This is a genomic window from Streptomyces sp. NPDC059679 (genome assembly GCF_042734105.1).
GTDB lineage: Bacteria > Actinomycetota > Actinomycetes > Streptomycetales > Streptomycetaceae > Streptomyces.
In genome coordinates this window covers 43,387-69,561 of the sequence record NZ_JBHWES010000041.1, presented here as the reverse complement: position 1 = coordinate 69,561, position 26,175 = coordinate 43,387, and the positions used below count along the sequence as shown (strand labels likewise).

The 26,175-nt window shown below is 69.2% G+C and carries 22 protein-coding genes; 11 read left to right on the top strand and 11 right to left on the bottom strand.

Going from position 1 to position 26,175, the window contains the following annotated elements; genetic code table 11:
• The first annotated feature begins 37 nt into the window (after positions 1-37).
• Genes ACFV2X_RS33990 through ACFV2X_RS33970 form a run of 5 tightly spaced genes read left to right on the top strand, consistent with a single transcriptional unit; the run spans position 38 to position 7,101 of the window.
• The gene (locus ACFV2X_RS33990) at positions 38-1,378 is read left to right on the top strand and encodes an ABC transporter substrate-binding protein (RefSeq protein ID WP_385624051.1); all 1,341 of its coding nucleotides are present in this window, start codon (positions 38-40) and stop codon (positions 1,376-1,378) included.
• Positions 1,379-1,383: 5 nt separating this feature from the next.
• Positions 1,384-2,337: a carbohydrate ABC transporter permease gene (locus ACFV2X_RS33985; RefSeq protein WP_385624049.1), complete on the top strand. Its 954-nt coding sequence runs from the start codon at positions 1,384-1,386 to the stop codon at positions 2,335-2,337.
• Positions 2,334-3,209, top strand: a complete 876-nt coding sequence (locus tag ACFV2X_RS33980; RefSeq protein WP_385624046.1) for a carbohydrate ABC transporter permease — start codon at positions 2,334-2,336, stop codon at positions 3,207-3,209. The genes ACFV2X_RS33985 and ACFV2X_RS33980 overlap by 4 nt, the downstream gene beginning before the upstream one ends.
• Positions 3,210-3,269: 60 nt before the next feature.
• Entirely contained in the window at positions 3,270-4,868 is a 1,599-nt protein-coding gene (locus ACFV2X_RS33975; protein WP_385624043.1) for a glycoside hydrolase family 13 protein, read from the top strand.
• A 52-nt stretch (positions 4,869-4,920) separates the two neighbouring features.
• Entirely contained in the window at positions 4,921-7,101 is a 2,181-nt protein-coding gene (locus ACFV2X_RS33970) for a discoidin domain-containing protein (RefSeq protein WP_385624040.1), read from the top strand.
• Positions 7,102-7,144: 43 nt separating this feature from the next.
• Here the strand turns inward: ACFV2X_RS33970 and ACFV2X_RS33965 are convergent, their stop codons facing one another.
• The 5 genes from ACFV2X_RS33965 to ACFV2X_RS33945 all read right to left on the bottom strand — a co-directional run bounded on the left by ACFV2X_RS33965 (position 7,145) and on the right by ACFV2X_RS33945 (position 13,274).
• The gene (locus ACFV2X_RS33965) at positions 7,145-8,086 is read right to left on the bottom strand and encodes an NAD-dependent epimerase/dehydratase family protein (RefSeq protein WP_385624038.1); all 942 of its coding nucleotides are present in this window, start codon (positions 8,084-8,086) and stop codon (positions 7,145-7,147) included.
• 58 nt (positions 8,087-8,144) lie between these two features.
• Positions 8,145-9,896 carry an alpha/beta hydrolase gene (locus ACFV2X_RS33960; RefSeq protein ID WP_385624036.1) on the bottom strand — a complete coding sequence of 584 codons (1,752 nt, stop codon included), beginning with the start codon at positions 9,894-9,896 and terminating at the stop codon, positions 8,145-8,147.
• 90 nt (positions 9,897-9,986) lie between these two features.
• Positions 9,987-10,970: a 2-hydroxyacid dehydrogenase gene (locus tag ACFV2X_RS33955; RefSeq protein WP_385624034.1), complete on the bottom strand. Its 984-nt coding sequence runs from the start codon at positions 10,968-10,970 to the stop codon at positions 9,987-9,989.
• Between the two features lie 7 nt (positions 10,971-10,977).
• The gene (locus tag ACFV2X_RS33950; RefSeq protein ID WP_385624031.1) at positions 10,978-12,252 is read right to left on the bottom strand and encodes a glucarate dehydratase family protein; all 1,275 of its coding nucleotides are present in this window, start codon (positions 12,250-12,252) and stop codon (positions 10,978-10,980) included.
• A gap of 59 nt (positions 12,253-12,311) precedes the next feature.
• Complete coding sequence (locus ACFV2X_RS33945; RefSeq protein WP_385624029.1) at positions 12,312-13,274, bottom strand: 2-hydroxyacid dehydrogenase; 963 nt, start codon at positions 13,272-13,274, stop codon at positions 12,312-12,314.
• A gap of 355 nt (positions 13,275-13,629) precedes the next feature.
• On the opposite strand from ACFV2X_RS33945, the gene ACFV2X_RS33940 reads away from it, so the two are divergent.
• The 6 genes from ACFV2X_RS33940 to ACFV2X_RS33915 are packed head-to-tail and all read left to right on the top strand — an operon-like array spanning position 13,630 to position 19,919.
• On the top strand, positions 13,630-15,165 hold the full coding sequence (locus ACFV2X_RS33940; RefSeq protein WP_385624026.1) for an ABC transporter substrate-binding protein: 1,536 nt from the start codon (positions 13,630-13,632) through the stop codon (positions 15,163-15,165).
• A gap of 1 nt (position 15,166) precedes the next feature.
• Positions 15,167-16,096, top strand: coding sequence for an ABC transporter permease (locus tag ACFV2X_RS33935; protein ID WP_385624023.1), 930 nt, complete (start codon positions 15,167-15,169; stop codon positions 16,094-16,096).
• 14 nt (positions 16,097-16,110) lie between these two features.
• Entirely contained in the window at positions 16,111-17,118 is a 1,008-nt protein-coding gene (locus ACFV2X_RS33930; RefSeq protein WP_385624021.1) for an ABC transporter permease, read from the top strand.
• Complete coding sequence (locus ACFV2X_RS33925; RefSeq protein WP_385624018.1) at positions 17,115-18,128, top strand: ABC transporter ATP-binding protein; 1,014 nt, start codon at positions 17,115-17,117, stop codon at positions 18,126-18,128. Before ACFV2X_RS33930 ends, ACFV2X_RS33925 begins: the two co-directional genes overlap by 4 nt.
• On the top strand, positions 18,121-19,206 hold the full coding sequence (locus tag ACFV2X_RS33920; RefSeq protein WP_385624016.1) for an ABC transporter ATP-binding protein: 1,086 nt from the start codon (positions 18,121-18,123) through the stop codon (positions 19,204-19,206). The genes ACFV2X_RS33925 and ACFV2X_RS33920 overlap by 8 nt, the downstream gene beginning before the upstream one ends.
• Positions 19,203-19,919: a sulfite exporter TauE/SafE family protein gene (locus tag ACFV2X_RS33915; protein WP_089510605.1), complete on the top strand. Its 717-nt coding sequence runs from the start codon at positions 19,203-19,205 to the stop codon at positions 19,917-19,919. The genes ACFV2X_RS33920 and ACFV2X_RS33915 overlap by 4 nt, the downstream gene beginning before the upstream one ends.
• A gap of 16 nt (positions 19,920-19,935) precedes the next feature.
• Here ACFV2X_RS33915 and ACFV2X_RS33910 read toward each other — a convergent pair whose 3' ends face one another.
• The 6 genes from ACFV2X_RS33910 to ACFV2X_RS33885 all read right to left on the bottom strand — a co-directional run bounded on the left by ACFV2X_RS33910 (position 19,936) and on the right by ACFV2X_RS33885 (position 26,101).
• Positions 19,936-20,724 (bottom strand): sugar phosphate isomerase/epimerase family protein, encoded by a 789-nt coding sequence (locus tag ACFV2X_RS33910; RefSeq protein ID WP_385624014.1) that lies wholly within the window; start codon positions 20,722-20,724, stop codon positions 19,936-19,938.
• 3 nt (positions 20,725-20,727) lie between these two features.
• The gene (locus ACFV2X_RS33905) at positions 20,728-21,588 is read right to left on the bottom strand and encodes a carbohydrate ABC transporter permease (protein WP_385624013.1); all 861 of its coding nucleotides are present in this window, start codon (positions 21,586-21,588) and stop codon (positions 20,728-20,730) included.
• Positions 21,578-22,513: a carbohydrate ABC transporter permease gene (locus ACFV2X_RS33900; RefSeq protein ID WP_385624011.1), complete on the bottom strand. Its 936-nt coding sequence runs from the start codon at positions 22,511-22,513 to the stop codon at positions 21,578-21,580. The genes ACFV2X_RS33905 and ACFV2X_RS33900 overlap by 11 nt, the downstream gene beginning before the upstream one ends.
• Positions 22,514-22,521: 8 nt before the next feature.
• Positions 22,522-23,844 (bottom strand): ABC transporter substrate-binding protein, encoded by a 1,323-nt coding sequence (locus ACFV2X_RS33895; RefSeq protein WP_385624008.1) that lies wholly within the window; start codon positions 23,842-23,844, stop codon positions 22,522-22,524.
• Between the two features lie 72 nt (positions 23,845-23,916).
• On the bottom strand, positions 23,917-25,047 hold the full coding sequence (locus ACFV2X_RS33890) for a mandelate racemase/muconate lactonizing enzyme family protein (RefSeq protein WP_385624006.1): 1,131 nt from the start codon (positions 25,045-25,047) through the stop codon (positions 23,917-23,919).
• A gap of 64 nt (positions 25,048-25,111) precedes the next feature.
• A complete protein-coding gene (locus ACFV2X_RS33885) occupies positions 25,112-26,101 on the bottom strand; it encodes a hydroxyacid dehydrogenase (RefSeq protein ID WP_385624003.1) in 990 nt (329 codons plus the stop codon).
• Positions 26,102-26,175: the final 74 nt, after the last annotated feature.

Here is a 26,175-nt window from a genome sequence, read left to right as displayed (position 1 = left end):
CGTGGGGCTTCCCTGCTCCTGTCCAGAGGGGTCCACCATGAGAAGCACCGGGTTCCGTCGTCGCCTCATCGTGCTGAGTGCCTGCGCCCTCGTCCTCACCGCATGCGGCTCGGACAACGACGCGGCGAGCGGAAAGACGCGTGTCACCGTCAACTGCATGCCGCCCAAGAGCGCCAGGGTCGACCACGCGTTATTCGCGGAGGACGTCGCCTCCTTCGAAAAGCAGAACCCGGACATCGATGTTGTCGCGCACGACGCGTTCCCCTGCCAGGACCCGAAGACGTTCGACGCCAAGCTCGCCGGCGGCCAGATGGAGAACGTCTTCTACACATACTTCACCGACGCCAAGCACGTCGTCGACATCGGGCAGGCCGCCGATCTCACCCCGTACATCAAGGAGCTGAAGAGCTACGACACCATCCGGAAGGAACTGCGCGACATCTACACGGTCGACGGCAAGGTCTACGGCATCCCGCGCACCGGCTATTCGATGGGCCTGATCTACAACCGCAAGCTCTTCGAGAAGGCCGGCCTCGACCCCGACAGGCCGCCGACGACCTGGGAGGAGGTCCGCGCCGACGCCAAGAAGATCGCGGAGCTGGGCGGCGGAACCGTCGGCTACGCGGACTACAGCGCGCAGAACCAGGGCGGCTGGCACTTCACGGCGGAGCTGTACTCCCAGGGCGGCGACGTCGTCAGCCCCGACGGCAAGAAGGCGACCATCGACACCCCCGAGGGGCGCGCCGTCCTGCAGAACCTGCACGATATGCGCTGGGTGGACGACTCCATGGGCAGCAAGCAGCTCCTCATCCTCAACGACGTCCAGCAGCTGATGGGCTCCGGCAAGCTCGGCATGTACCTCGCCGCGCCCGACAACATCCCGATCCTGGTCAAGGAGAAGGGCGGCGACTACAAGGACCTCGCCATCGCCCCCATGCCCGGTGGCAAGGGCACGCTCATCGGCGGCGACGGCTACATGTTCCACAAGGGGGACTCGCCCGCCCAGATCCGAGCCGGTCTGAAGTGGCTCGACCACATGTTCCTCACGCCGGGCAAGGGCTTCCTCGGCGACTACGCCCGCGCCAAGAAGCGCGACGCCCCCGTCGGCCTGCCCGAGCCGCGGCTGTTCACCGGCGCCGCCGACGCCAAGGACCAGCGGGTCAAGAACGCCAACGCCAATGTCCCGGTGGAGAACTACCGGGCCTTCCTCGACGGCAATCAGGACCTCGCGATGAAGATCGAGCCGCCGAGGGCCCAGCAGATCTACTCCGTCCTCGACGGAGCCGTCTCCGCCGTCCTGACCAAGAAGGACGCCGACATCGACGCGCTCCTCGATGACGCCTCCGGCAAGATCGACAGCATTCTGGCGCGGAGCTGACACCGATGACCAGGACCGCCACCCGGCGCCCCGCCGACGCGATCGCCGTACGGCCCGTCCAGGCACCGCCCCCGGTGGCAGGCCGGCGGCGGCGCCTGCACGACCAGGCCCGCGCCTACGCCTTCCTCCTCGGCGGCCTGCTCTGCTTCGCCCTCTTCTCCTGGTATCCGGCGATCCGCGCGGTGGTCATCGCCTTCCAGAAGTACACGCCGGGCTCCGCGCCCGAGTGGGTCGGCACCACCAACTTCACCCGGGTCCTGCACGACCCCGAGTTCGGTGCCGCCTGGCGCAACACGCTCACCTTCACCGTGCTCGCCCTGCTCATCGGCTTCGCGATCCCGTTCGTACTGGCACTGGTGCTGAACGAACTCCGGCACGCGAAGGCGTTCTTCCGGGTCGTGGTCTATCTGCCGGTGATGATTCCGCCGGTGGTCACCGCCCTGCTGTGGAAGTGGTTCTACGACCCCGGCGCCGGCCTGGCCAACGAGGCGCTCCGCTTTGCGCACCTGCCCACCTCGAACTGGACGAACGGCGCCGACACCGCCCTGATATCCCTGGTCGCCGTCGCGACCTGGGCCAATATGGGCGGCACGGTCCTGATCTATCTGGCGGCGCTGCAGTCCATCCCCGGTGAGCTGTACGAGGCCGCCGAGCTGGACGGCGCGAATCTTTGGCAGCGCATCCGGCATGTGACCATCCCGCAGACCCGGTTCGTCATCCTCATGCTGATGCTGTTGCAGATCATCGCGACGATGCAGGTGTTCACCGAGCCCTTCGTGATCACCGGCGGGGGCCCGGAAGATGCCACGGTCACCGTTCTGTACCTCATCTACAAGTACGCCTTCCTCTACAACGACTTCGGCGGCGCCTGTGCGCTGAGCGTCATGCTCCTGGTGCTGCTCGGGCTCTTCTCCGCCCTCTATCTGCGACTGACCCGATCCGGGGAGGAGGACGCATGAGTACCCGGACCCTCGTCTCCCCCGCCGCCCTGGCCCGCCCCCGCGGCAAGGCCGTCTACTGGACCGTCTTCGCCGGCGTCGTCGTGCTCTTTGCGCTCGCCTTCCTGTTCCCCGTGTACTGGATGGTGACCGGCGCCGCGAAGTCACCGGACGAGGTGGCCCGGACCCCGCCCACCCTCGTTCCGTCCCACTGGCGCGTCAGCGGCTACACCGACGCCTGGGAGCTCATGCAGCTGCCGACCCACCTGTGGAACACGGTGGTCCAGGCGGCCGGTGCCTGGCTGTTCCAGCTGGTGTTCTGCACGGCCGCCGCCTATGCCCTGTCCAAGCTGAAGCCCGCCTTCGGCAAGGTGATCCTCGGCGGCATCCTCGCCACCTTGATGGTCCCGGCCCAGGCGCTGGTCGTGCCGAAGTACCTGACGGTCGCCGACCTGCCGCTGATCCACACCAGCCTGCTCAACGACCCGCTGGCGATCTGGCTTCCGGCGGTCGCCAATGCCTTCAACCTGTATCTCCTCAAGCGCTTCTTCGACCAGATCCCGCGCGATGTGCTGGAGGCGGCCGAGATCGACGGCGCCGGAAGGCTGCGCACCCTGTGGTCGGTCGTGCTGCCCATGTCGCGTCCCGTGCTCGGCGTAGTGTCCATCTTCGCGCTGGTGGCGGTGTGGCAGGACTTCCTGTGGCCGCTGATGGTCTTCTCCGACCCGGACAAGCAGCCGATCAGCGTGGCACTGGTCCAGCTGTCCCAGAACATCCAGCTGACCGTGCTCATCGCCGCGATGGTCATCGCCAGCATCCCGATGGTCGCGCTGTTCCTCGTCTTCCAACGGCACATCATCGCCGGGATCAGCGCGGGCAGCACGAAGGGCTGACCCCGCTCCCAGCACAAAGGGCCGACTCCCGCCCCGCCCCTCGAGAAGAAAGGCACCGCCGTGGCACAGCCCACCCCTGCCCGGACGGACCGCGACTGGTGGCGTTCCGCGGTCATCTATCAGGTGTACGTGCGCAGCTTTGCCGACGGCGACGGCGACGGCACCGGCGACCTCGCGGGCGTCCGCGCCAGGCTGCCGTATCTCGCCGAACTCGGCGTCGATGCCCTGTGGTTCACGCCCTGGTATCTGTCGCCGCTGAAGGACGGCGGCTACGACGTCGCCGACTACCGCGCCATCGACCCGGCCTTCGGCACCCTGGCCGAGGCGGAGAAGCTGATCGCCGAGGCGGGGGATCTTGGCATCCGCACGATCGTCGACATCGTGCCCAATCACGTCTCCGACCAGCACCCCTGGTTCCGCGCCGCGCTCGCCGGCGGTCCCGAGCGCGAGCTGTTCCACTTCCGGCCGGGCCGCGGCGACCACGGTGAGCAGCCGCCCAACGACTGGCGATCACAGTTCGGCGGTCCGGCCTGGAGCCGGCTGCCCGACGGTGTCTGGTATCTGCACCTGTTCGCCCCCGAGCAGCCCGACCTCAACTGGAGCCATCCGGCCGTCCGCCAGGAACACGAGGACATCCTGCGCTTCTGGTTCGAGCGGGGCGTCGCGGGCGTCCGCATCGACTCGGCCGCCCTGCTCGTGAAGGACCCCCGGCTGCCCGACTTCATCGAGGGTCGTGACCGGCACCCTTACGTCGACCGCGACGAACTGCACGACATCTACCGTTCCTGGCGGACGGTGGCCGACGCATACGGCGGGATCTTCGTCGGCGAGGTGTGGCTGCCCGACACCGAGCGCTTCGTCCACTATCTGCGCCCCGACGAGCTGCACACCGCCTTCAACTTCTCCTTTCTGGCCTGTCCCTGGGACGCCCGGCGCCTGCGGGCGTCGATCGACGAGACACTCGCCCAGCACGCTCCCGTGGGAGCGCCCGCCACCTGGGTGCTGTGCAATCACGATGTGACCCGCACGGTCACCCGCTACGGCCGCGAGGACACCGCCTTCGACTTCGCCACCAAGGCCTTCGGCACCCCTGCCGACCTCGCTCTCGGCACCCTGCGGGCGCGGGCCGCCGCCCTGCTGTCGCTGGCCCTGCCCGGCGCCGTCTACGTCTACCAGGGCGAGGAGCTCGGACTGCCCGAGGCGGACATCCCCCGCGACCGCGTCCAGGACCCGATGCACTTCCGCTCCGGCGGCACCGACCCGGGCCGGGACGGCTGCCGGGTGCCGCTGCCGTGGGCGGCCGAGGCGCCGTACGCCGGTTTCGGCTCCCGCGTCGAGCCCTGGCTGCCCCAGCCCGCCGACTGGCCCGGCTACGCGGCCGACCGCCAGGCGCAGGACCCCGGCTCGATGCTCAGCCTCTACCGCGAGGCCCTCCGTATCCGCCGCGCCACGTCCGGATTCGGCGACACTCCGCTCACCTGGCTCCCCGCTCCCGATGACGTCCTCGCATTCACCGGCGCGGACGGGCTCATCTGCGTGGTGAACCTCGCGGACACGCCCGCCCGGCTGCCCGCCCACTCCCGACTCCTGCTGGCCAGCGGACCGCTGGACGACCGTGGCCGCCTGCCGCGGGACACCGCGGCCTGGCTGCGCGCCTGAGCCGCCACCGCACCGCGTTTCCTTCTCTCCCCCCACACGAAGGGATCAGCACATGCGCAGCAATACCTTCGGATCGGTCAGGCGTATGCCGGCGATCGGCGCGGCCGTGGCCCTGGCGGCCGGCATGCTGCTCGTCCTGCCTCCCACCGCCGCGCACGCCGCCGCGGGCACCGCCCTCCCCTTCACCTCGGTCGAGGCCGAATCGGGTACCACCACCGGCACCAAGATCGGCCCCGACTACGCCCAGGGCACCCTCGCCTCCGAGGCATCCGGCCGCCAGGCCGTCCGTCTCGCCTCCGGCCAGCGCGTCGAATTCACCGCACCCCGCGCGGCCAACGCCGTGAACGTCGCCTACAGCGTGCCCGACGGCCAGTCCGGCACGCTCAACGTGTACGTCAACGGAACCAAGCTCGCGAAGACCCTGGCGGTCACCTCCAAGTACTCGTACGTGGACACCGGCTGGATCGCCGGGGCGAAGACCCACCACTTCTACGACAACGCGCGGCTTGTGCTCGGCCAGAACGTCCAGGCCGGCGACAGGATCGCGTTCGAGGCCGGCAACGTCCAGGCCACCGTCGACGTGGTCGACTTCGAGCAGGCGGAGCCGGCCGCCACGCAGCCCGCGGGATCGGTCTCCGTCACCTCGAAGGGCGCCGACCCGACCGGGCAGGGCGACTCCACGCAGGCGTTCCGCGACGCCATCGCCTCCGCCCAGGGCGGCGTGGTCTGGATCCCACCGGGCGACTACAAGCTGACCTCCTCCCTGAGCGGCGTCCAGAACGTCACTCTGCAGGGCGCCGGGCACTGGTACTCCACCGTGCACACCTCGCGCTTCATCGACCAGTCCGGCTCGTCCGGCAACGTCCACATCAAGGACTTCGCGGTCATCGGGGAGGTCACCGAGCGCGTCGACTCCAACCCCGACAACTTCGTCAACGGCGCACTCGGCCCGAACTCCAGCGTGTCGGGCATGTGGCTGCAGCACCTGAAGGTGGGCCTCTGGCTGATGGGCAACAACGACAACCTCGTCGTCGAGCACAACCGCATCCTCGACACCACCGCCGACGGGCTCAACCTCAACGGCAGTGCCAAGGGCGTGCGCGTCCGCGACAACTTCCTGCGCAACCAGGGCGACGACGCCCTCGCCATGTGGTCGCTGAATGCGCCGGACACCGACAGCAGCTTCGAGAGCAACACCATCTCGCAACCGAACCTCGCCAACGGCATCGCGATCTACGGCGGCACCGACATCGCGGTCAAGAACAACCTGATCTCCGACACCAACGCGCTCGGCAGCGGGATCGCCATCTCCAACCAGAAGTTCCTCGACCCCTTCCATCCGCTCTCCGGCACGATCACGGTCGACGGAAACACGCTGGTGCGCACCGGCGCCATGAACCCGAACTGGAACCACCCGATGGGGGCCCTGCGCGTCGACTCCTACGACAGCGCCATCAACGCCACCGTCAACATCACCAACACGACCATCACGGACAGCCCTTACAGCGCGTTCGAGTTCGTCTCCGGCGGCGGCCACGGCTACGCGGTCAAGAACGTCAACGTGACCGGCGCGACCGTGAAGAACACCGGAACCGTGGTCGTCCAGGCCGAGGCGCAGGGGGCGGCGAAGCTCGGCGGTGTCGCGGCCACCGGCGTCGGCGTGGCGGGCGTCTACAACTGCCCCTACCCGGCCGGTTCCGGCTCCTTCGCGCTCACCGACGGCGGCGGCAACTCCGGCTGGAACAGCACCTGGTCGGACTGCTCCACCTGGCCGCGGCCCGGGCAGGGCAACCCCGACCCGGACCCCGCCCGCAACCTCCTCAAGGGCCGGTCGGCCACCGCGACCGGCTCGCAGGACGTCTACACCCCCGGCAAGGCGGTGGACGGCGACGCGAACACCTACTGGGAGTCCGCCAACAACGCCTTCCCCCAGTCGTGGACGGTGGACCTCGGCTCCCGCCAGGCGGTGCGCCGGGTCGTGCTGAAGCTGCCGCCCTCCTCGGCGTGGGAGGCCCGCACCCAGACCTTGTCCGTGCTCGGCAGCACCGACGCCTCGTCGTACTCCACGGTCGCCGGCGCGCAGGGCTACCGCTTCGACCCGGCACGGGGCAACGCCGTCACCCTCAACCTGCCCCAGAACACTGACCTGCGCTATCTGAGGCTCCACGTCACCGCCAACACCGGCTGGCCGGCGGCCCAGTTCAGCGAGGTGGAGGCCTATCTGACGTCCTGACCGCCACGGCGGGGTGCGGCGGTCATGGTCGCCGTCGGGTATGTCACCCGGTGGTGGCCGGCCGCTCCTGCCACCAGGCCACCGTCGCCTCGGCCTGCTCGTCGAGGGGGGTGGCCCGTACCGTGAACTCGGCCTCGTAAGCGCTCGCGTCCACCACGAACGGACGGTCGAACTGGTAGCGGATCTCCTTCAGCTCGCGGAGCAGCGGGGAGAAGAGTGATGCGACGCCCAGTACGGCCGGCGACAGCCGGCGCACGGCGACCGGCCCCGTTCCCGCCTGGGCGGCGAGGTGGTCGACCATCTGCCGGGTGGACCGCGCGGGCTGCGTCGGTACGTGCCAGGCCCGTCCCCAGGCCCGTTCCTCGCCCGCGACCTCGACGAGGGCCCTGGCCACATCGGGGAGATAGCTCCAGCTGTGCGGGGCGTCCGGGTCGCCGAGCGTGGAGACCGGCTTGCCGCGCAGCAGCCGTGGCATGACCCGGGCGGCCAGGTGACCGCCGTCGGTCACGCCGGGCCCGAAGAAGTCCGAGGGCCGTACCTCGACCGCCTTGATACGGCCCTGTTCATGCAGTGTCCGCGCCTGCTCCCACACGGCGGCGCGGACCCGCCCCTTGGGGCCGGTCGCGGCGAGTGGCAGTTCCTCGGTCATGGGGCCGTCCACCGGACCGTAGCCGTAGAGGTTGCCCAGCATGACCAGGACGGCCCCGGTCGCCTCGGCCGCCGCGCAGAGCGACGAGGCCAGCGCCGGCCATTCGCCCACCCAGCGGTGGTAGGGCGGTGCGGCACAGCTGTAGATCGCGGCCGCGCCCCGCGCGGCCGCGGTCAGCCGCTCGCTGTCCGTCGCGTCCAGTGCGATGTGTTCGATGCCGGGCTCCGGGCTCCGGCCCGACCTGGTGATGACCCGCACCGTATGACCCTGCTCGGCCAGCAGCCGAGCGGTGGCGGCCCCTGCGGGCCCGGACCCTATGACGACATGGAGGCTCACACCCGCACACTAGCGCGCGTACGCGGAGCGGCTCGACGGCGGGCCGCGCAGGAAGCGCCTACTTCAGCTGGACCTCGTCGTAGCGCCCCACCACGACGCGCGCCTGGTTCTCCAAGCTCTCCGAACCTGCCACCCAGTAGTTGCCGTGCCCCCTGGTGTCGGTGGACATCTGGTTGGCGCCGAAGATGCGGTCGTGGGGGGTGATGAACTGGGTCAGACCCTCGTGGTGGCCGTGGGTGGGCGCCCCCAGCCTGGGGACCGGGTCGTCCTTCGCCTTCTGGTTCCACACATGCCCCGCGGGTACGTCCATGTCCTCGGCCCGCCCCACCTGGACGCCGGGGCTGCCGCTGAACATCACATCGTCCGCCTCCAGGGTGCCCTGACGGGCGGCGGAACCCGCCACCACGCTCCCGTAGCTGTGAGCCTGCACCGACAGGTGGTCATTGGCCGACGGGCTGTGGGAGGTGTGCAGCCCCGACAGGAAGTCGTTGAAATCTCCCGCCGCCCGGTCGGCGTACCTGTTCAACGCGCCTTGCGGGAACATGTTCTGCGGAGCGTCGTAGCCCTGCCAGGTGATGGTCGACACCTCGGGTTCGCCCGGCATCGCGCTGGCGGCCTGCCACAGATTGGTGCCCCTGACGATGGGGGTGCGGATGGAGCCGAGTTTGCTCTTGGTGCCGTCGACCATCACCGCGGTGTGGTCGGCCGTGTCCGGGTTGCCGTTCGCGATGATCGCGCGCCCGTTGTTCTCGGGGTCGATGTCCAGCAGATACGCGGGCGGCAGCCCGTCGCCGGTCGGTTTGTAACCGGAAGGTCTCTTGCTGGGATAGGGGTCGACCTTTCCCGTGACATCGAAACGCTCCTGAATGGCGTTCAGACCGTCGAGGGAGGACTTCACATGCTTCCTGTGGTTGTCCCATTTGAGCCATTCCGGGTTGATCACGTAAGAGCGCCCGGCGAGGATGTTCTTCGGCTTGGGCTCGGGCGGCAGATTCGCCAGCTCGGTCTGGTACTTCGCCCGCTGCTCATTGAGCACGACGCGGTTGGCCTCGTCGCGGTCCTCGACGGGGAGGCCGTCCAGCTTGCCGACGCTCGCCGGGAAGAGGGAGATGTATTCCGCCTGCTCCTCTTTGCTCAGGCTCTTCCACCAGGCCGCGTTGTCCTCGGGCGACTTGTCCTTGGGAACGTCGCGCAGATAGTCCCCGACCGTCTTCTCGACCGCCCCCCGGTCGTTGTCCGCGTCGATCCAGTCGTCCTTGGTGACCGACAGATCGGCCGTCGTGATCAGCTTGCCCAGCGTCCTGGCGTACTTGCCGTCCGCCTCGGTCGCGTCCTTGAGCGCGTCACCGATCCGGTCGGCGAATCCCTGGGCCCGCTGCTTCGGCGTCGTCCTGACAAACGGCGTACGGCCGTTCCCGGGCGGCTCGTACTCCTGGCCGGGAAGCAGCACCAAGGGCCGGTATTCCACCGAACCGTCTTGCTTGACGGTCATCCCGGCGTCCTGCGCGTCCTGAACGGCGTTGTCCAGTTTCTTCTTCGCCGCCCGCAACTCCGCGGCCAGCCCGTTCAACGCCGTCAGGATCAGCGCACACTCCACCTGCATATAGTGGAAGTTCCCACTCAGCCGCTCCAGGCGCCCCAGCGCCGCACCGACCCCCTGCCCCTTGAGCCCCCCGCGAAGCTTTGCGTTGATCTCATTGTCCAGCCGGTCCTTGGCCGCACTGGCACTGCTGCTCACCTTGTGCCAGCCGTCGGCAGCCTGCTCGAACTGGCCAGGATCGACCGCCTTCAACTGCGCGAAAGTCACCATGAAGCGGGCCCCCGTCCCCGAACCTAACCCAGCGCAATAACGGACGGGAAGTTTACGTGAGTTCCGCTGTGTGGGTGTGGGTACCGGGAATTACCTCGCCATCTCAGCTCCACGGACCACATGGGTGAGGGGACTCCCGTTCGCCAGACGGGTGATGTTGGCGGCGATCTCGGTGGCCCGGTCGGCGAAGGTTTCCTCGGTATGGCCGGAGTTGTGCGGTGTCATCACCACATTGGGCAGGGTGTGGAACGGCAGCCTGCTCGGGGCGTGCGGCGGGCCGGCCCACCATACGTCGAGGGCCGCGCCGGCGATCGTGCCGGCCGACAGCGCCTCGCACAGTGCCTCTTCCTGAACGACGGGGCCGCGGGCGACATTGACGAGAAGGGCGTGGCGGCCCATCGCGGCCAGCTCGGCCGCTCCGATCAGCCCGCGGGTCGCGGGGCCCAGCGGAACGGTGACCACGACGATGTCGGAGTCGGCCAGCAGTTCCGGCAGCCGGTCCGTGCCGCCCACCCAGTCGGGGCGCAGATCGTCCGGCAGGGGGGCCGACGGATCGCGGCGTACGGCCCGTACGCCCAGGCCCACCGCCTGGCACAGCCGACCGATCTCCGTCCCCGTCTCCCCGAAGCCGATGACGCCGACACGCCGCCCCCGCAGGGTGTCCCCGAACGGCAGCGTGGCGTCGACGGCGACGTTCCGCCACCGCCCCGCGCGCAGCTCCTGATCGGCCGCGAGCACACGCCGGGACAGCATCAGCACACACATCAGGACGTGTTCGGCGATCGATCTGCCGTGGTGGTGGGTGTTGGCCACGATCACATCCGGCCCCAGCGCCCCCAGGGGGATGCCGTCGTAGCCCGCGCCGACCACGTGGACGAGCCGGAGCCGTCGGGCCCGCCGCGCGTCGTCCTCGGTGAGCTGTGAGCCGATGTATACGTCGGTTTCGCCGATGGCGTCGGCGATCCGCTCCACGTCCCAGTCGGAGGCCTCCAGCCACTCATGGTGGCCCTCGGTACGCGTCCTCAGCCGCTCGCTGAACCTGCTCAGGATCCGGTGGTTGAGCATGATGCGCATGGCGCGGTCACCACCGGGGCGCGGTGGGGTCGAAGTCAGGCTCGAAGCGGCGCATATAGCCGGTGTCGTCGCGGTCGCGCAGCCCGCAGTCGAGGTACTGCTGGTGCAGCCGGGCGAGCGCGTCCCGGTCAAGATCCACGCCGAGTCCGGGGGCGGTGGGCACGGCGACCTGCCCTTCGGTGAACCGCAGGACTCCGGGGGCGATCACATCCTCGTCCGGCCGCTTCCACGGCCAGTGCGTATCGCAGGCGTAGGTGAGCCGTGGCGTGGCGGCGGCCAGATGGGTCATCGCGGCGAGGCTGATGCCCAGATGGGAGTTGGAGTGCATGGACATGCCGAGGCCGAAGGTCTCGCAGATCGCGCCGAGTTGCGCACCGCGCCGCAGACCGCCCCAGAAGTGGTGGTCGGCCAGCACGATGCCCACCGAGCCCTGCGCGACTGCGGGGGCGAGGTCGTCGAAGGAGACGACGCACATATTGGTGGCGAGCGGTGTGTCGGTCTGCCGTGCCACGGCCGCCATACCGGCCAGGCCCGGGGTCGGATCCTCCAGGTACTGGAGGGTTCCATCGAGTTCCCGGGCGACGTGGAGCGAGGTCTCCTCGCTCCAGGCGGCGTTCGGGTCGAGCCGCAGCGGCAGTTCGGGGAAGGCCTCCCGCAGGGCGCGGATCGCGGCGATCTCCTCGTCGGGAGCGAAGACACCGCCCTTGAGCTTGATGGAGGAGAAGCCGTACTGGTCGATCATGCGCCGGGCCTGTTCGACCAGCCCCTCCGGGTCGAGCGCGGCGCCCCAGTCGTCGTCCGCCTGATCCGGGTGTCCGGCCCACTTGTAGAAGAGGTAGGCGCTGTAGGGGACGGAGGGACGCACGGCGCCGCCGAGGAGGTCGCTGACCGGCCGCCCGACCAGCTTGCCCTGGATGTCCAGCGCGGCGACGTCGAACGGGGACACCACGCGGTCCACCGTGCTGCTGCCCGTGACCATGCCGGACATGCCGTCGCCGCCGGCGGTGTCCGAACCGAGCGCGCGGCGGGTGCGCAGCAGCAGGTCGTTCAGGCTCCAGACGTCCATGCCGACGAGTTCCTCGGCGGTCCGGCGCACCCGCTCCAGGTGCACGCTGCCGCCGTAGGTCTCACCGATGCCGGTGACGCCGCCTTCCGTGGTGACTTCGACGATGGTGCGCAGCGCGTACGGCTCATGCACTCCCACCGTATTGAGCAAGGGGTAGTCCCGGAAAGCCACCGGGGTCACCGTGACTTCGGCGATGCGTTCAGCCGTCCCAGCCATGAACACCGTCCTCATATGTAGCCGACGTCTTCATTTGTAAACAGGGGGTGATCCGGCTGTCAATGTTCCGGCACCGGCGTGAGGAGGCTGCCCTCGGTCATGAACCGATGCAGATTGCGGAAGGTGAGATCGCCCATGGCCTCACGTGTCTCATGGGTGGCGCTGGCGATATGCGGAAGCAGGACGACCGTGTCCAGGTCCAGCAGATCCTTGGGAACACGGGGCTCATCCGCGAACACATCGAGCGCCGCGCCCGCTATCCCGCCACTGACCAGGGCGTTCACCAGGGCCGGCTCATCGATGACACTGCCCCTCGAGACATTCACCAGATAGCCCTGGGGGCCGAGCGCGTCGAGCACACCCGCCGAGACCAGGCCCTGGGTGGCGCCGCCTCCGGAGACCGCCACGACCAGCGCGTCACACTCCGCGGCGAGCTCGGTGGGCGAGGACACGCGGCGATAGCTCACGTCCTCGGCGGGCGTACGTGAGCAGTAAAGGAGCTCGACATCGAAGCCCTCGAGCCGCCGGGCGATGGCGCGGCCGATCCTGCCGAGCCCGAGGATGCCCACGCGCTTTCCGCTCACCTTGGACGCGAGGGGGAAGGCATCCTGGAGCCAGTCGCCGCGGCGGACGAAGCGGTCGGCGGCCGACAGCCGGCGCATCACATCGATCAGGGCGCCGACGGCGAGATCGGCCACGCAGTCGGTGAGGACGTCCGGGGTGTTGCTGACGTCGATACCGCGCGCCCGGGCCCGGGCGACGTCCGTGGTCTCGTAGCCGACCCCGAAGTGGACGATCGCGCGGAGCGCGGGCAGGGCGTCCATCAGCTCGTTCGACACGCCGATCCGGGCGCTGGTCACCGCGGCCACCACCTCGCCACCGTGGTCCCGCAGATAGGCGTCGGGATCGGGCAGTTCCGCGAGTCGCACGGTGTGATGGTGCTCGGCCAGCGCGGACTCCAGGGTCGGCAGCAGTGGACACACCTGCAACACGATGCCGGCGGTGCCAGTTGAGGAAGGCATGGGGCCACTCCCGTTCTTGTGGAATGGGCGGGAGCGTATGGCCGATTTCGATGCGTGTCTAAGCTCAAAACTGTATCGCTCGATACCTTCTCCATATCAATGGACGGCCGCGGGGCTCGTCCCGACCTGCGGCGGACCGCGCAGCCAACGCTTTGGCCACACCCCTTGACGCCCCTGCACCTCGGCCTTAGCTTCGGCGTTTACAAATGCAGACCGGGTACGCATGTATGGACAGCCATGTCAGCAATCGCGTCTCCGGCGGCACCACTTCAGCCCTTTCGGAGATACGCCGACGATGAAGTCCTCCGTACGCTCCTTGCCTCGCCCAAGAAGGTCCCGAGCACACCCCGTTCTCATGTTTCTCGCCTCGGGCACGATGCTGCTGACCAGCGCGTGCACCGTGGCGAACAGCGACAGCGCCGGTGACGCCGGCAGCGCGGACGGCAGCACGCTGCGGGTGGTTCTCACCCAGGAACCCCCGACGCTGGAACCCTGCGAGTCATCCACAACCGCGACCGGTGTCGTGGTCCGCTCCAACATCACTGAACCGCTGATTGAACGGGACCCCACCTCGGGCAAGCTGGAACCGCTGCTGTCCACCGGCTGGCGGCAGACAAAGCCCACCACGTGGACCTTCGACATCCGCACCGGCGTGACCTTCCAGAACGGGCAGCCGTTCACCGCGAAAGACGCCGCCTTCTCCATCGACCGCGCCGTCAACTCCGATCTCGCCTGCAACGTGGACGGCTATGTCTTCGGCGACGAGAAACTTGATGTGCGCGCCGTCAGCCCCACCCGGCTGACCGTCACCACCAAGAAGGCCGACCCCATCCTCCCGTTGCGGATCAGCTTCATCGAGATCGTGCCGCGCACCACCGACACCAAGGCCAAGGTGCGCATACCGATCGGCACCGGCCCCTACGCCGTCAAGGAGTGGCAGACCGGTGTCTCGATCTCCCTGGCCCGCAACGCGAAGTACTGGGGGAAGGCTCCCGCCTACCCCCAGGCCATGTATGTCTGGCGCAGCGATGCCAGCGTCCGAGCCGCCATGATCAACAAGGGCGAGGCCGACATCGCGACATCGCTGGACCCCATGGACGCGACCAAGGACAACTCCGTCGCCTTCCCCAACAACGAGACGACCGCCCTGCGGCTGGACGGCCGCGAGGCGCCGCTCGACGACATCCGGGTGCGCAAGGCGATCGCCATGGCCATCGACCGCAAGGGCATCATCAAGGCCCTGCTCGGCGGACTGGCCAAGCCCGCCGCGCAACTGGTCCCGCCCGGCGTGGTGGGCCACAACGACGACCTCGTCCCCCCTTCGCACAACGTGGCCGCGGCCCGTGCGCTGGTCAAGCAGGCGGCTGCCGACGGGGTCCCCACCAAGCGGCGGATCACCATCGTGGCGCGCAACGGCCAGTTCGCCGGGATCGCGGAGACGGCCGAGGCCCTGCAGTACGAGATGGATCAGATAGGGCTGAACGTAAGGATTCGCATGGCGGACACGGCCACCAGTCTTCAGTACCAGCTGCGCCCGCTGCCCCGTAATGTCGGGCCGATCGCAATGCTGGTCCAGCACGGCAACCAGGCCGGGGACGCGGCCTTCACCACCAGTCAGTACCTGCTGAGCGACGGCCCGCAGTCCACGTTCGGCACCAAGGAGCTCGACCGGCGCATCGACGCGGCGAACGAGCTGTCCGGCGAGGCCCGCCAGAAGGCCTTCGCCGATCTGCTCGACTATCAGAACAAGACGGTCGCGCAGTACGCCTACCTGGCTCATATGCGCGGACTGCTCGGCCTGTCCTCGTCGGTCCGATACCAGCCGAACTCCGCCACCGGAGACGAGATGCGGCTGGCCGAGGCCACTCCGGTGAAGGCGGGGAGGCACTGACATGTGGTCCTTCCTGCGCAAGCGCATCATCTCCAGTGCGATCCCTCTGGTGTTCGTGGTGCTGGGCGTGTTCTGCCTGGCACGCCTGACCGGCAACCCGGTCGACCTCTATCTCCCGCTGAGCGCCACCCCCCAGCAGCGCGCGGAATTCTCCGCCGCCCACGGCTTCGACGACTCCATCCCGGTGCAGCTATGGCACTACCTCAGCCAGGCAGCACACTTCGACTTCGGTACCTCGCTGCGCACCGGCCAGTCGGCCACCACGATGGTGCTCGACGCGTTCCCCGTCACCCTTCAGCTCGCCGGCATGACCATGCTTCTGGCCATCCTCGGCGCGCTGCTGGTCGGCAGCCTCGCCGCCTACCGGCCCAACTCACTCATCGACCGGATCGCCGGTCTGCTGTCCATGACCGCGGCCAGCATCCCCGACTTCTGGTTCGCGATCATGGGTGTGCTGGTCTTCGGAGTGACCCTGGACTGGCTGCCGACCTCCGGCACCCTGGGCGGCCCCGAGATATGGGTGCTGCCGATCGCCACCTTGCTGATCCGCCCGTTCGGCGTGCTCGTCCAGGTGGTCCGCGGCAGCATGGTCGGCGCGCTGTCCGCGCCCTATGTCAAGGTGGCCCGCAGCAAGGGCGCCGACGCCAAGCGAGTGGTGTTCGGACACGCCCTGCGCAACGCCGTCACGCCCGTCCTGACCGTAGCTGGAGACCTCGCCGTCGGTCTCGTCAACGGCGCGGTGATCGTGGAAACGATCTTCGGCTGGCCCGGAATCGGCAAGCTCATGATCGACTCGATTTTGCAGCGCGACTTCGCCGTATTGCAGGCAGCCGTCCTGATCACCGCAGTGACGATCTTCGCGTTGAACATCCTCGTCGACGTCTGCCACGCCTTGATCGACCCCCGAGTGCGCCAGGCGGTGCCGGCGTGAGCGAAGGAGCCACCATGACCGACCCCGCTGACCGTCCCTCGGACAGCACCGCCCCTGAAGCCACTTCCGTAGCCGCTCTTGAAGCCACTTCTGATCCCGCCTCACCAGGCAACCGTCCGCCCCGCTGGTGGCTGCTGCTCGGCAGGGACCGGGCGGCGGCCGTCGCGGCCGTCATCCTCGCTCTGGTGTTCCTGATCGCGCTGTTCGGCCGGCTGTTCATCGGCGACCAGGCGATACGGCAGGACCTCGGCGCCTCGCTGCGCCCGCCGTCCCTCGACCACGGCTTCTACGGGCTGCTCGGCACCGACGTGCTGGGACGCAGCGTGCTGGCCCGGCTGATCGAGGCCGCCGGGACGACGCTGTACGTCGCGGTGCCCGCGGTGCTGTGCTCGCTGCTGATCGGCTCAGCTCTGGGGCTGTGGGCCGGCTACCACGGGGGCTGGCGCGAGAACATCGCGATGCGCGTCGCCGATGTCATCCTCAGCTTCCCCTCCCTGCTGATCGCGGTGGTCGTGCTCTATGTCTTCGCGCCCAGCGCGCTGAACATCGTGCTGATCCTCGCCATCGCACGTATCCCCGTCTATCTCCGCACCGCCCGCGCGGAGTCGGCCGAGCTCAGAAGCCGGCTGTTCGTCGACGCGGCCCGGACCTTCGGCACCCCGAGCCGCAACATCATCTACCGGCACATTCTGCCGATCGCGCTGCCTACGCTGCTGACGGTGGCCACGCTCGACTTCTGTTTCGTCATGCTGACCGAGTCGTCGCTCAGCTTCCTCGGCATCGGGATCCAGCCCCCCGATGTGAGCTGGGGGCTGATGGTGGCCCAGGGCCGCCAGTATCTGCAGACCGCCTGGTGGATCGCCGTGCTTCCGGGCATCGCGATCGTACTCACCACGGTGTCGGCCACGGTGCTCGCCGCTTGGGTGCGCCTGGCCACGGATCCCGCGCAGCGCTGGCGTCTGACGCTGCCCAAGAAGCGGCGCGGGGCCCGAGCCGCTGTTTCCCCGGAGGTGATCGCGTGAAGCCGTCAACCCTGCCCGCGCCCGCCGCGGCCGAAGGCGCCGCGCTCGAGGTCGAAGGGCTCCGCGTCGAACTGCGCACCCCCTCCGGCACGGTCCGCGCCGTGGACGACGTCAGCTTCAGCGTGCGCAAGGGCCGCACACTGGCGCTGCTGGGCGAGTCCGGCTGCGGAAAGTCCATGACCGCGCTGTCGATCGCCGGGCTGCTCGACCCGGTGGCCGAGGTGACGGAGGGATCCGTACGGGTGTCCGGCACCGATGTGCTGCGGCTCAGCCCGGCGGGCCGCAGAAAGCTCGCCGGCCCCGGTCTGTCGATCGTCTTCCAGGACGCGCTGACCGCGCTCAACCCCGTACAGCCGGTCGGCAGGCAACTCGCCGAGCCGTTCCGCATCCATCGCGGGCTGTCGCGGCGCGAGGCCAAGGAGAAGGCGATCGAGCTGATGACCCGCGTCGGCATACCCGAACCGCGGCTGCGGGCCCGCTCGTATCCGCATCAGTTCTCCGGTGGTATGCGCCAGCGTCTGCTGATCGCGATGGCCGTCGCCCTCGACCCCGACGTACTGATCGCCGACGAGCCCACTACCGCGCTCGACGTCACCGTGCAGGCGCAGATCATGCGGCTGCTGCGGGATCTGCAGACCGAGCGGGACATGGCGATCGTCCTGATCACCCACGACCTGGCGGTGGTCGCCCAGCGCGCGGACGATGTGGTGGTCATGTACGCGGGCAATGTGGTGGAGACCGGCCCGGTACAAGAGGTGTTCGCCCGCCCCCGCCACCCCTACACCAAGGGCTTGCTCGACTCCGTACCCGAGCATGCCGTCAGGGGCCGCCCGCTGCCCGCCGTGCCGGGCAGCCCGCCCGAGCTCAGCGCGGTCCCCTCCGGCTGTGTCTTCCAGGCCAGATGCCCGCTGGCCAGGGAGCGCTGCGCCCAGGAACGTCCTCAGCTGGTGTCCGTCGACGCCTCGCGCTCGGCCGCCTGCCACTTTTCCGAGGAGCTCGACCGTGTCTGAGATCTCTGGGGCCCCGATCTCCGGGGCCCCCGTCACCGAAACCACCGCCACGGGCCCGCGCCGCGACAGCTCGGCCGGATCCCCGCCCCTGCTCGAGGTCAGCGGCGTCACCAAGTCGTTCGGCCATGGGCGCCGGCGTCTGACCGCGCTGGACGGAGTCGATGTACGGCTCGAGCGCGGGGAGACCCTTGGCCTGGTCGGCGAGTCCGGATGCGGTAAGTCGACCCTGGCCAGGGTGGTGCTCGGGCTCGAGCGGCCGGACACGGGGACGGTGCGCTTCGACGGCACCGACCCGTTCACCCTCAAGGGCAAGGAACTGCTGGCCTGGCGGCGTCGGGTGCAGATGGTGTTCCAGGACCCGTTCGCCTCGCTCAACGCCCGGATGTCCGCGGCCGACCTCATCGGGGAGCCGTGGCGCACCCACCGCGACATCGTGCCCACGGCCAAGGACCGGGAGCGGCGGGTACGTGAGCTGCTGTCCCTCGTCGGGCTGCGGGACAGTGACGCCCACCGCTACCCGAACGAGTTCTCCGGCGGGCAGCGGCAGCGCATCGGCATCGCCCGCGCGCTGGCGCTCGACCCCGACCTCATCGTGTGCGACGAGCCGGTCTCCGCGCTGGACCTGTCGGTGCAGGCCCAGGTGCTCAATGTGCTCTCCGAGCTGCGGGAAAGGCTCGGCGTCTCCTATGTCTTCATCTCCCATGACCTGTCAGTGGTCCGACATGTCTCCGATCGGGTGACGGTGATGTATCTGGGCAAGGTCATCGAACACGGCCTCACCGAGGACGTCTTCGACCGGCCCCTGCACCCCTACACCGCCGCCCTGATGTCGGCCGCGCCCACGCTCGACGTCTCGGGAGAGGCACGCGACGAGGAGATCCAGTTGCGCGGGGAGATCCCCTCCCCGTTCGACATTCCATCGGGCTGCCGGTTCCGCACCCGCTGCTGGAAGAGCGAGGCCCGGTGCGCCGAGCACGCTCCCCTGGCGATCACCCGCGACGGCGCCGCGGACCCCGGGCGGGAGCCGCATGAGGCGCTGTGCCACTTCCCGCTGGGCACCGGGCCGAGGGGAGCGTGAGCGCGCCGGAGTTCGCCCTGCTCTTCGTCACCGTGGCGGTCGGGTCGCTGCTCCAGGTCTCCATAGGCTTCGGACTCGGCCTGATCGCCGCCCCGGTGATCGCCACGCTGGACCCCTCGCTCACCCCGGTGGTGGTGCTGCTGCTCGCCACCGGGGTCACCGGTGCGGTCATGGCGCTGGAGGGCGGGCACGCGGACATACGAGGAGCGGGGTGGGCGCTGGTCGGCCGGGTGCCGGGCGTCCTGGGCGGTGCGGCGCTGGTCGCACTGCTGCCCGCCCGGCAACTCGCCTTCCTCGTCGCCGCGGTCGTCCTCGCGGGCGTCGCGGTGAGCCTGCGCGGCTTCGTACCGCGTACGGGACGGCGGTCCGTGCTGCTGGCCGGGATGGTCTCGGGAGTGATGGGCACGGCCACCTCCATCGGAGGGCCGCCGATGGCCATGGTCTGGCAGCGCTTGAGCGGCCCGAAGCTGCGCTCCACGATGAGCGGGTTCTTCCTGGTCGGCTCCGCGATGAGTCTGGTCACGCTGGCCGCGACCGGGGCCGTGCACTCGAACAGCCTGCGGTACACCGCCCTGCTGGCCCCGGCCGCGGCGATCGGCGTGCTGCTCGCCCGCCCGCTGGCGAGCAGGCTGGACATGCGGCGTACCAGGTCCGCCGCCATGGTGCTCGCGGTGGCGAGCGCGACCGTGCTGGTGATCCAGCAGTTCGTCTGAGCCTGGCGCCGGCGCGTCAGGCGCTCGCCGCGCGCGCCGCCGCCAGGTCCGTCACCAGGCGCTCCTCCACCGGGACGCTCGGGTCGGAGTACTGGCCCGACAGGCAGACGGGCCCCGACCAGCCCATGGCGGCCAGCCGGTCGAAGACCGCCGACCAGTTCGACCGCCCCTCGGCACCCGGGACGAACCACGGCTTCCAGTGACCGCCGACCGACTCACCGGCGGGCTCGACCGGCACATGGACGACGTTCTTGAGGTTGACGATGCCGAGCCGGTCCGCGACCAGCGGCAGCGTCACCCCGGGGTCGTCGCCCGCGAGCGCGTCGTGGGCCGCGTCCCACACCACCCGAAAACCCTCCGCCGGCAGCCCGTCGAGCAGGTCCATCACGCCCAGCGCGGAGGAGACGAAGCGCCCGTGGTGCGGCTGCACCCCCACCTGCACGCCGTACCGCTTCACCAGGGGCGCGGTGGCCTCCAGGCGCTGCCGGAAGCGGTGTACGGAGGCGGCGTAGCCGTCGGGGCCGAGTTCGGCCATGACGCGGATCATCGGTACGTCCGCCGCCCGGCACGCCGCGAAGACGGGCTCGTCCAGGCCGCTCGCGACGCTGATGACCTCGACGCCCTCGGTCCTCAGCTGTGCGGCGAAGGGCGGCAGCAGCCGTTCCGCCTCGGCCGGGGTGACATAGGCGCTGTCCCGTACCGGGACCTCGGCGCCGCTGAAGCCGAGCCCGGAAACCAGCTTGCCCAACTCGTCGCCGGGCAGGGCGGACCAGGGCTTGGTGAAGACGGACCACAGATATGTCATGGGTCAGCGGCCTCCGAGTCCGCTCATGGTGATGCCTTTGACGAACCATCGCTGGGTGAGGAAGAAGAGCAGGATCAGCGGGACGGTGGTGATGGTGGCCGCCATCAGCAGCAGGTTCCACTGGGTTCCGTTGGTGGACTGGAACACCTGGAGGCCGACCGACGCGGTCCTGGTGGCGTCGCTGTTGGAGATCACCAGCGGCCAGAGCAGGTTGTTCCACTGGCTGATGAACTTGAACACGGCCAGGGTGGCGATGGCCGGTACGGCCAGCGGGACGATCACCCGGATGAAGGTCTGCCAGCGGTTCGCCCCGTCCAGCCGGGCCGCCTCCTCGTAGTCGCGGGGGATGCCGAGGAAGAACTGCCGCAGCAGGAACACCCCGAGCGCGGTGAAGGCGTGCGGCAGGATCATCCCCGCCCAGGTGTCGACCCCGTGCAACTTGGCCACCAGGATGAACTGCGGGACCAGGGTGACCTGCGTCGGAATCATCAAGGTGGCCAGATACACGCCGAACAGCACCTCACGGCCCCGGAAGGTGAGCCGGGCGAAGGCGTACGCGGCCAGCGCCGCGGTGACCGTCTCCAGGATCGTGGTGCCACCGGCGAAGATGACGGTGTTCAGCAGATAGCGGCCGATGGGGACCAGGTCGAAGGCGCGGCTGATGTTCTCGGTGTGCCAACTGCTCGGCCAGAACGAGGGCTTGGTCTGCATCGACTCGGTGTCGGACTGGAAGGCGACCAGCACCATCATCGCGATCGGGGTGAGGGTGACCGCCGTGGCCAGGAAGCAGGTGAACACCAGCAGTTTCCGTCGGGCGACGGGCGAGCGGCGCAGCGGCGCGAGTACGGGGATGTCAGTTGTCATAGTGCACCAGCCCCCGCTGGAGGAGGAACTGCATCGCGGTGACCACCGCGATGAAGGCGAACAGCACGATCGACTGCGCGGCCGCGTAGCCCTGCTCGTAGTTCTGGAACCCCGTTTGGTAGATGTACATGACGAGGGTGGTGGTACGTGACCCCGGCCCGCCGTCCGTCATCACCAGGGCCTGGTCGAAGACCTGGAACGAATTGATGATCGAGGTGACGACGACGAAGAACATCGCCGGTGAGAGCAGTGGCAGCGTCACACTGCGGAAGGTCCGCCACGGTGTGGCGCCGTCGACCCTGGCGGCCTCGTACAGTTGCTGCGGGATGGCCTGCAGTCCGGCCAGGAAGATCACCATGCCGAAGCCGAAGCTCTTCCAGACGCTCATCACGATCAGCGCCGGCATCGCCCAGTCGTCCGAGATCAGCCACGCCGGACCGTCGATTCCGACCACGCCGAGCACGGCGTTGACCAGTCCGTCGGTGGGGATGTAGAGCCAGACCCAGACGAATGCCACCGCGACGGTGATGGTGGCGTACGGCAGCAGGAGCAGCGACCGGAAGACCGCGATGCGCCGGAGCCCCTGGTTGAGCAGCAGGGCGAGGGCCAGGCTGACCAGCAGGGTCAACGGCACACTGGCAAAGGTGAAGTACAGGGTGTTGCCGAATGCCGACCAGAACGTCGCGTCCGGTCCCAGCCGGGTGAAGTTGTCAAGACCCGCAAAACTGGGCGGGCTGAACAGGTTCCAGTCGAGCAGCGAGATCACACCCGCGGCGATGACCGGGCCGGCGGTGAAGACGAGGAATCCGATCAGACTGGGCAGCAGAAACAGCCAGGCGGCGAACGCCTCCGAGCGGCGCCATCGGGGGCGTGGGGGCCGCGGCGTCTGGGTCCGGGATGCGGCGGTGCGGGTCTCGACAGCCATGGTCATCCTCACTCACCGCGCCGGTCGGCCTGTCGGACGGCGTCCCGGTGCTGACGCATCAGGACGTTCAGCCGGGGGTTGATGTTCTCGATGGTCTCGGCGACCGTCAGATCGCCGAGAAAGGCCCGCGGCAGCTCCTGGCCCATCAGCAGCCGTACCCGGTTCCAGTTGGTGGTCACGTCGAAGGGGTGGCCGCCGCCGACCTCGCCCTTGAGAATCTTCTGGACGACGCCGAGGTTGGCGGGTGGTGGTTTGAAGGCACTGCCCGACGAGCGCCTGGCCGGGTTGTTGCGCCCGGCCGTCGCGTAGATGTCCAGCGCGCCGGTGCTGGTCAGGGTTTTCAGCAGCCGCCAGGCCAGGTCCAGGTCGGAGCCCTTGACGCCGGAGGGGATGCCGAAGCTGGAGCCCGATACGCGCGGCTTGCTGCCCGCGGGCCCCGCGGGGAAGGGGACGATGTCCCATTCGAAGGGCGCCTTGCGGACGTTGAGCACCTGCCAGGGCCCGTTCTGCATAAAGGCGACATTGCCCTGGAGAAAGTTGGACAGGGCGGCGCCGCTGGCCTTCGCGCTGACCAGGTTGGTGATCGGCGGGGTCGCCCGGTCCTTGACGAACAGATCGATGACGAATTCGATGGCGTGCCGGGCCTCGGCGGCGTCCAGGGCGCTGCCGTCGCCTTTGTCGTTGATGACGTTGCCGCCGGCGGAGTAGATCCATGACACCAGGTCGTCGATGGCCGGACCGCAGGTGAATCCGTAACTGTCCTTGGGCCCGCTCAGCTCGATCGCCAGATCCCGCAGGGTCTCCCAGGTCATGGGCTCGGTGGGGGACGGCGGGTCGATGCCGTGCTTGTCCAGCAGCGTCTTGTTGTAGTAGAGCACGGTGGGCGCCACGTCGAAGCCGATGCCGTACGTCTTGCCCGCGAAGGACGAGATCGACCGGATCGCGGGGTAGAAGTCGTCGAGGTCGAAGTCCGGGTCGTCGGCGATCAGATCGTCCAGCGGCCGGTGCGCGCCGCGCGCCGCGTAGGTCGGCACCATCCAGCCGTTGATACCGGTGACCAGGCTGGCCGTTCCACTGACCAGTTGGAGGTCGAGTTTGGTGGCGTAGCTGTCCGACGGGGTGAGCGTCGAGACGGACTTCACGTGCATGCGTTTCTCGACGTAGTCGCCGAACGCGGCCCAGACCTTGCCCTCCTCCGGGCCGTTGGACCACATGGACCAGGTGGCGGTTCCCGGTGGCGGGCCGGTCGAGCAGCCGCTCAGGCCCGCGACGGCGAGGCCTCCGGCGGCGGTTCTTCTGAGCAGGGTGCGGCGGGACAGGCTGGAAGACATCGTCGTCTCCTCGCTGTTCAAGGACGTGCTGTGGTGGGGACGTGCTGGGGGCTCCGGTGAGGACGTGCGGTGTCAGGCGAACGCAAGGTCCGTCGATTCGGCGCGGATGCGCTCCTCGTCGACCTCGACACCGAGGCCGGGAGCGGTGGGGACGGTCGCGACGGCCGAGACGATGTCCAGGTTGTGGACGTAGAGATCGGACAGCAGCTCGGGGCCGTTCAGCTCGGCCGGAAGGGCCAGTTCCAGCTGGCTGAACAGATGCAGCGCCGCCGCGAAGCCGATACCGCAGTCGGTCAGCCCGCTGGCCAGCACCTCCAGGCCACCGGCCAGGGCGACTTGGGCGGTCTTCAACGCGCTCCGGATGCCACCGGACTTGCAGAGCTTGACGACCACCAGGTCGGCGGCGTCGAGGCGGAGGGTACGGGCCAGGTCCTGGGCGGTGAAGCTGCCCTCGTCGATGGCGACCGGGAGATCGATCATGCTGCGCAGCCGCTGCAGACCGAGGGTGTCGGTGCTGGGCACGGGCTGTTCCACGCAGTGGATCCCCGGCACGTCGTGCAGCGCGTGCAGCAGTCGCTTCAGCCCGCTCGGCCGGTAGGACTGGTTGGCGTCCAGCCAGATGGGCTTGGCTGCCGCGACCTCGGCGACCGCCGTGACGGCCGCGGCGTCGGCGTCGATGTCCCCGCCGATCTTCACCTTGTACGCCGGGTAGTCGGCGGACGCTCGGGCATGCTCGCGGACCGCGGACGGCTCCCCCACGCCGATGGCCGAACAGAGTGGAATGGTGTCCCGTACCTTGCCGCCCAGCAGGGCGTGGACCGGCAGCCCGGCCAGTTTGCCGGCGGCGTCGTGCATGGCGATGTCGACCGCGGCCCGGGCGAACGGAAAGCCGTTGGACACCGCGGGGCTCAGCCGTCGGTTCGCCCGCGCGTGGAACAACTCCACGTCGAAGGGGGTGAGTTCGAGCAGCAGGGGCGCGAGGTGCCGCTTGATGACCACGGCGATCGTCTCGGCGGTCTCATAGCTCCAGCTCGGCAGGGCCCGCTGTTCGCCCCAGCCGACGACCCCGTCCTCCGTGGCCAGCCTGACGAAGATCACCAACCCTGCCTGGTCCGGGGTGCCGACGGTGCCGCTGCCGAGTACGAACCGCCGGGCGAACGGCACGGCCACGGGGAAGACGTCGACCGCCGTGATACGCGACATGGGAGCGTGGGTCCTTTCGCGGGAGACCTGAGGGGGAGACCTGAGGGGGTGGGCCGGCAGGTGGTCATGCGGCGGTCGGCCATGCGGCGGGATCGACGTGGCTCGGGCCGTGGACGCCCTTGTCGAGCCAGTCCACGACATCGGCCAGCACATACCCCGCCAGCGCGAGATGCCCTTCCGTGGTGTCCCCGGCGATATGCGGGGTGAGCAGCAGATTCGGGCAGCTCAGCACGGGTTCGCCGAAGCTCGGGGGCTCGGGGTCGTACACATCCAGCGCGGCGAGGAGCCGGCCGGACAGGACGTGGTCGAGGAGCGCCGGCTGGTCGACGGCGGGGCCGCGCGAGGAGTTGACGACGATCGTGCCGTCGGGCATCGCCTCGATGAGCTGCCTGGTCACCATTCCCCGGGTCGCCGGCAGATCGGGTACGTGCAGCGAGACGAACGCACAGCGAAGCGTCTCCGCCAGCGTGGCGGTGCGGACGCCGAGCGCGGCGGCCCGTGTCTCGTCCAGGTACGGGTCGTACACCAGCACATCGCAGCCGAACGGCTTCAGCAGGGTGATCAGGGCGCGTGCGGTGGAGCTGGCTCCGACGATGCCCACGGAGCGGCCGGCGAGTTCGCCGCCCCTGAAGTCCTTCTGCTTCCAGCCGCCGCCGCGCAGCGCGACATCGAACCGCGGCAGGCGGCGGGCCAGGGTGAGCATCGCGGCCAGGCAGTACTCCCCCACCGACCAGGCGATCCGGCCCGCGGCGGAGAAGACGGTGACGCCCTGGTCGAGCACCTGGCGATCGATGAGCTTCTTCACCGTGCCGGCCGCATGGGCGACCACCTTGGGGCCGCCGCCGTCGGCCCAGATCGACGCGTCCAGATGCGGGGTGCCCCAACTGGTCAGCAGTACATCGCAGCCGGCGGCCAACCGGGCCACTTCCCGGTCGTCAAGCCCGCCTTCGGCCCAGGTCGCCTCGAAGTGTTCCTCGATCAGACGCCGGGCATCGGGGCCGCATACGTCGGCGGCGCGCTCGGGGGTCATGACGACGGCGAGTTTGGACACCATTGCTCCTCACACCGGGTCTGCCTGCGCTGGTGTCACGACCGTAGGGACCCGCGGTTATGCCCGTCCAAGCCCCA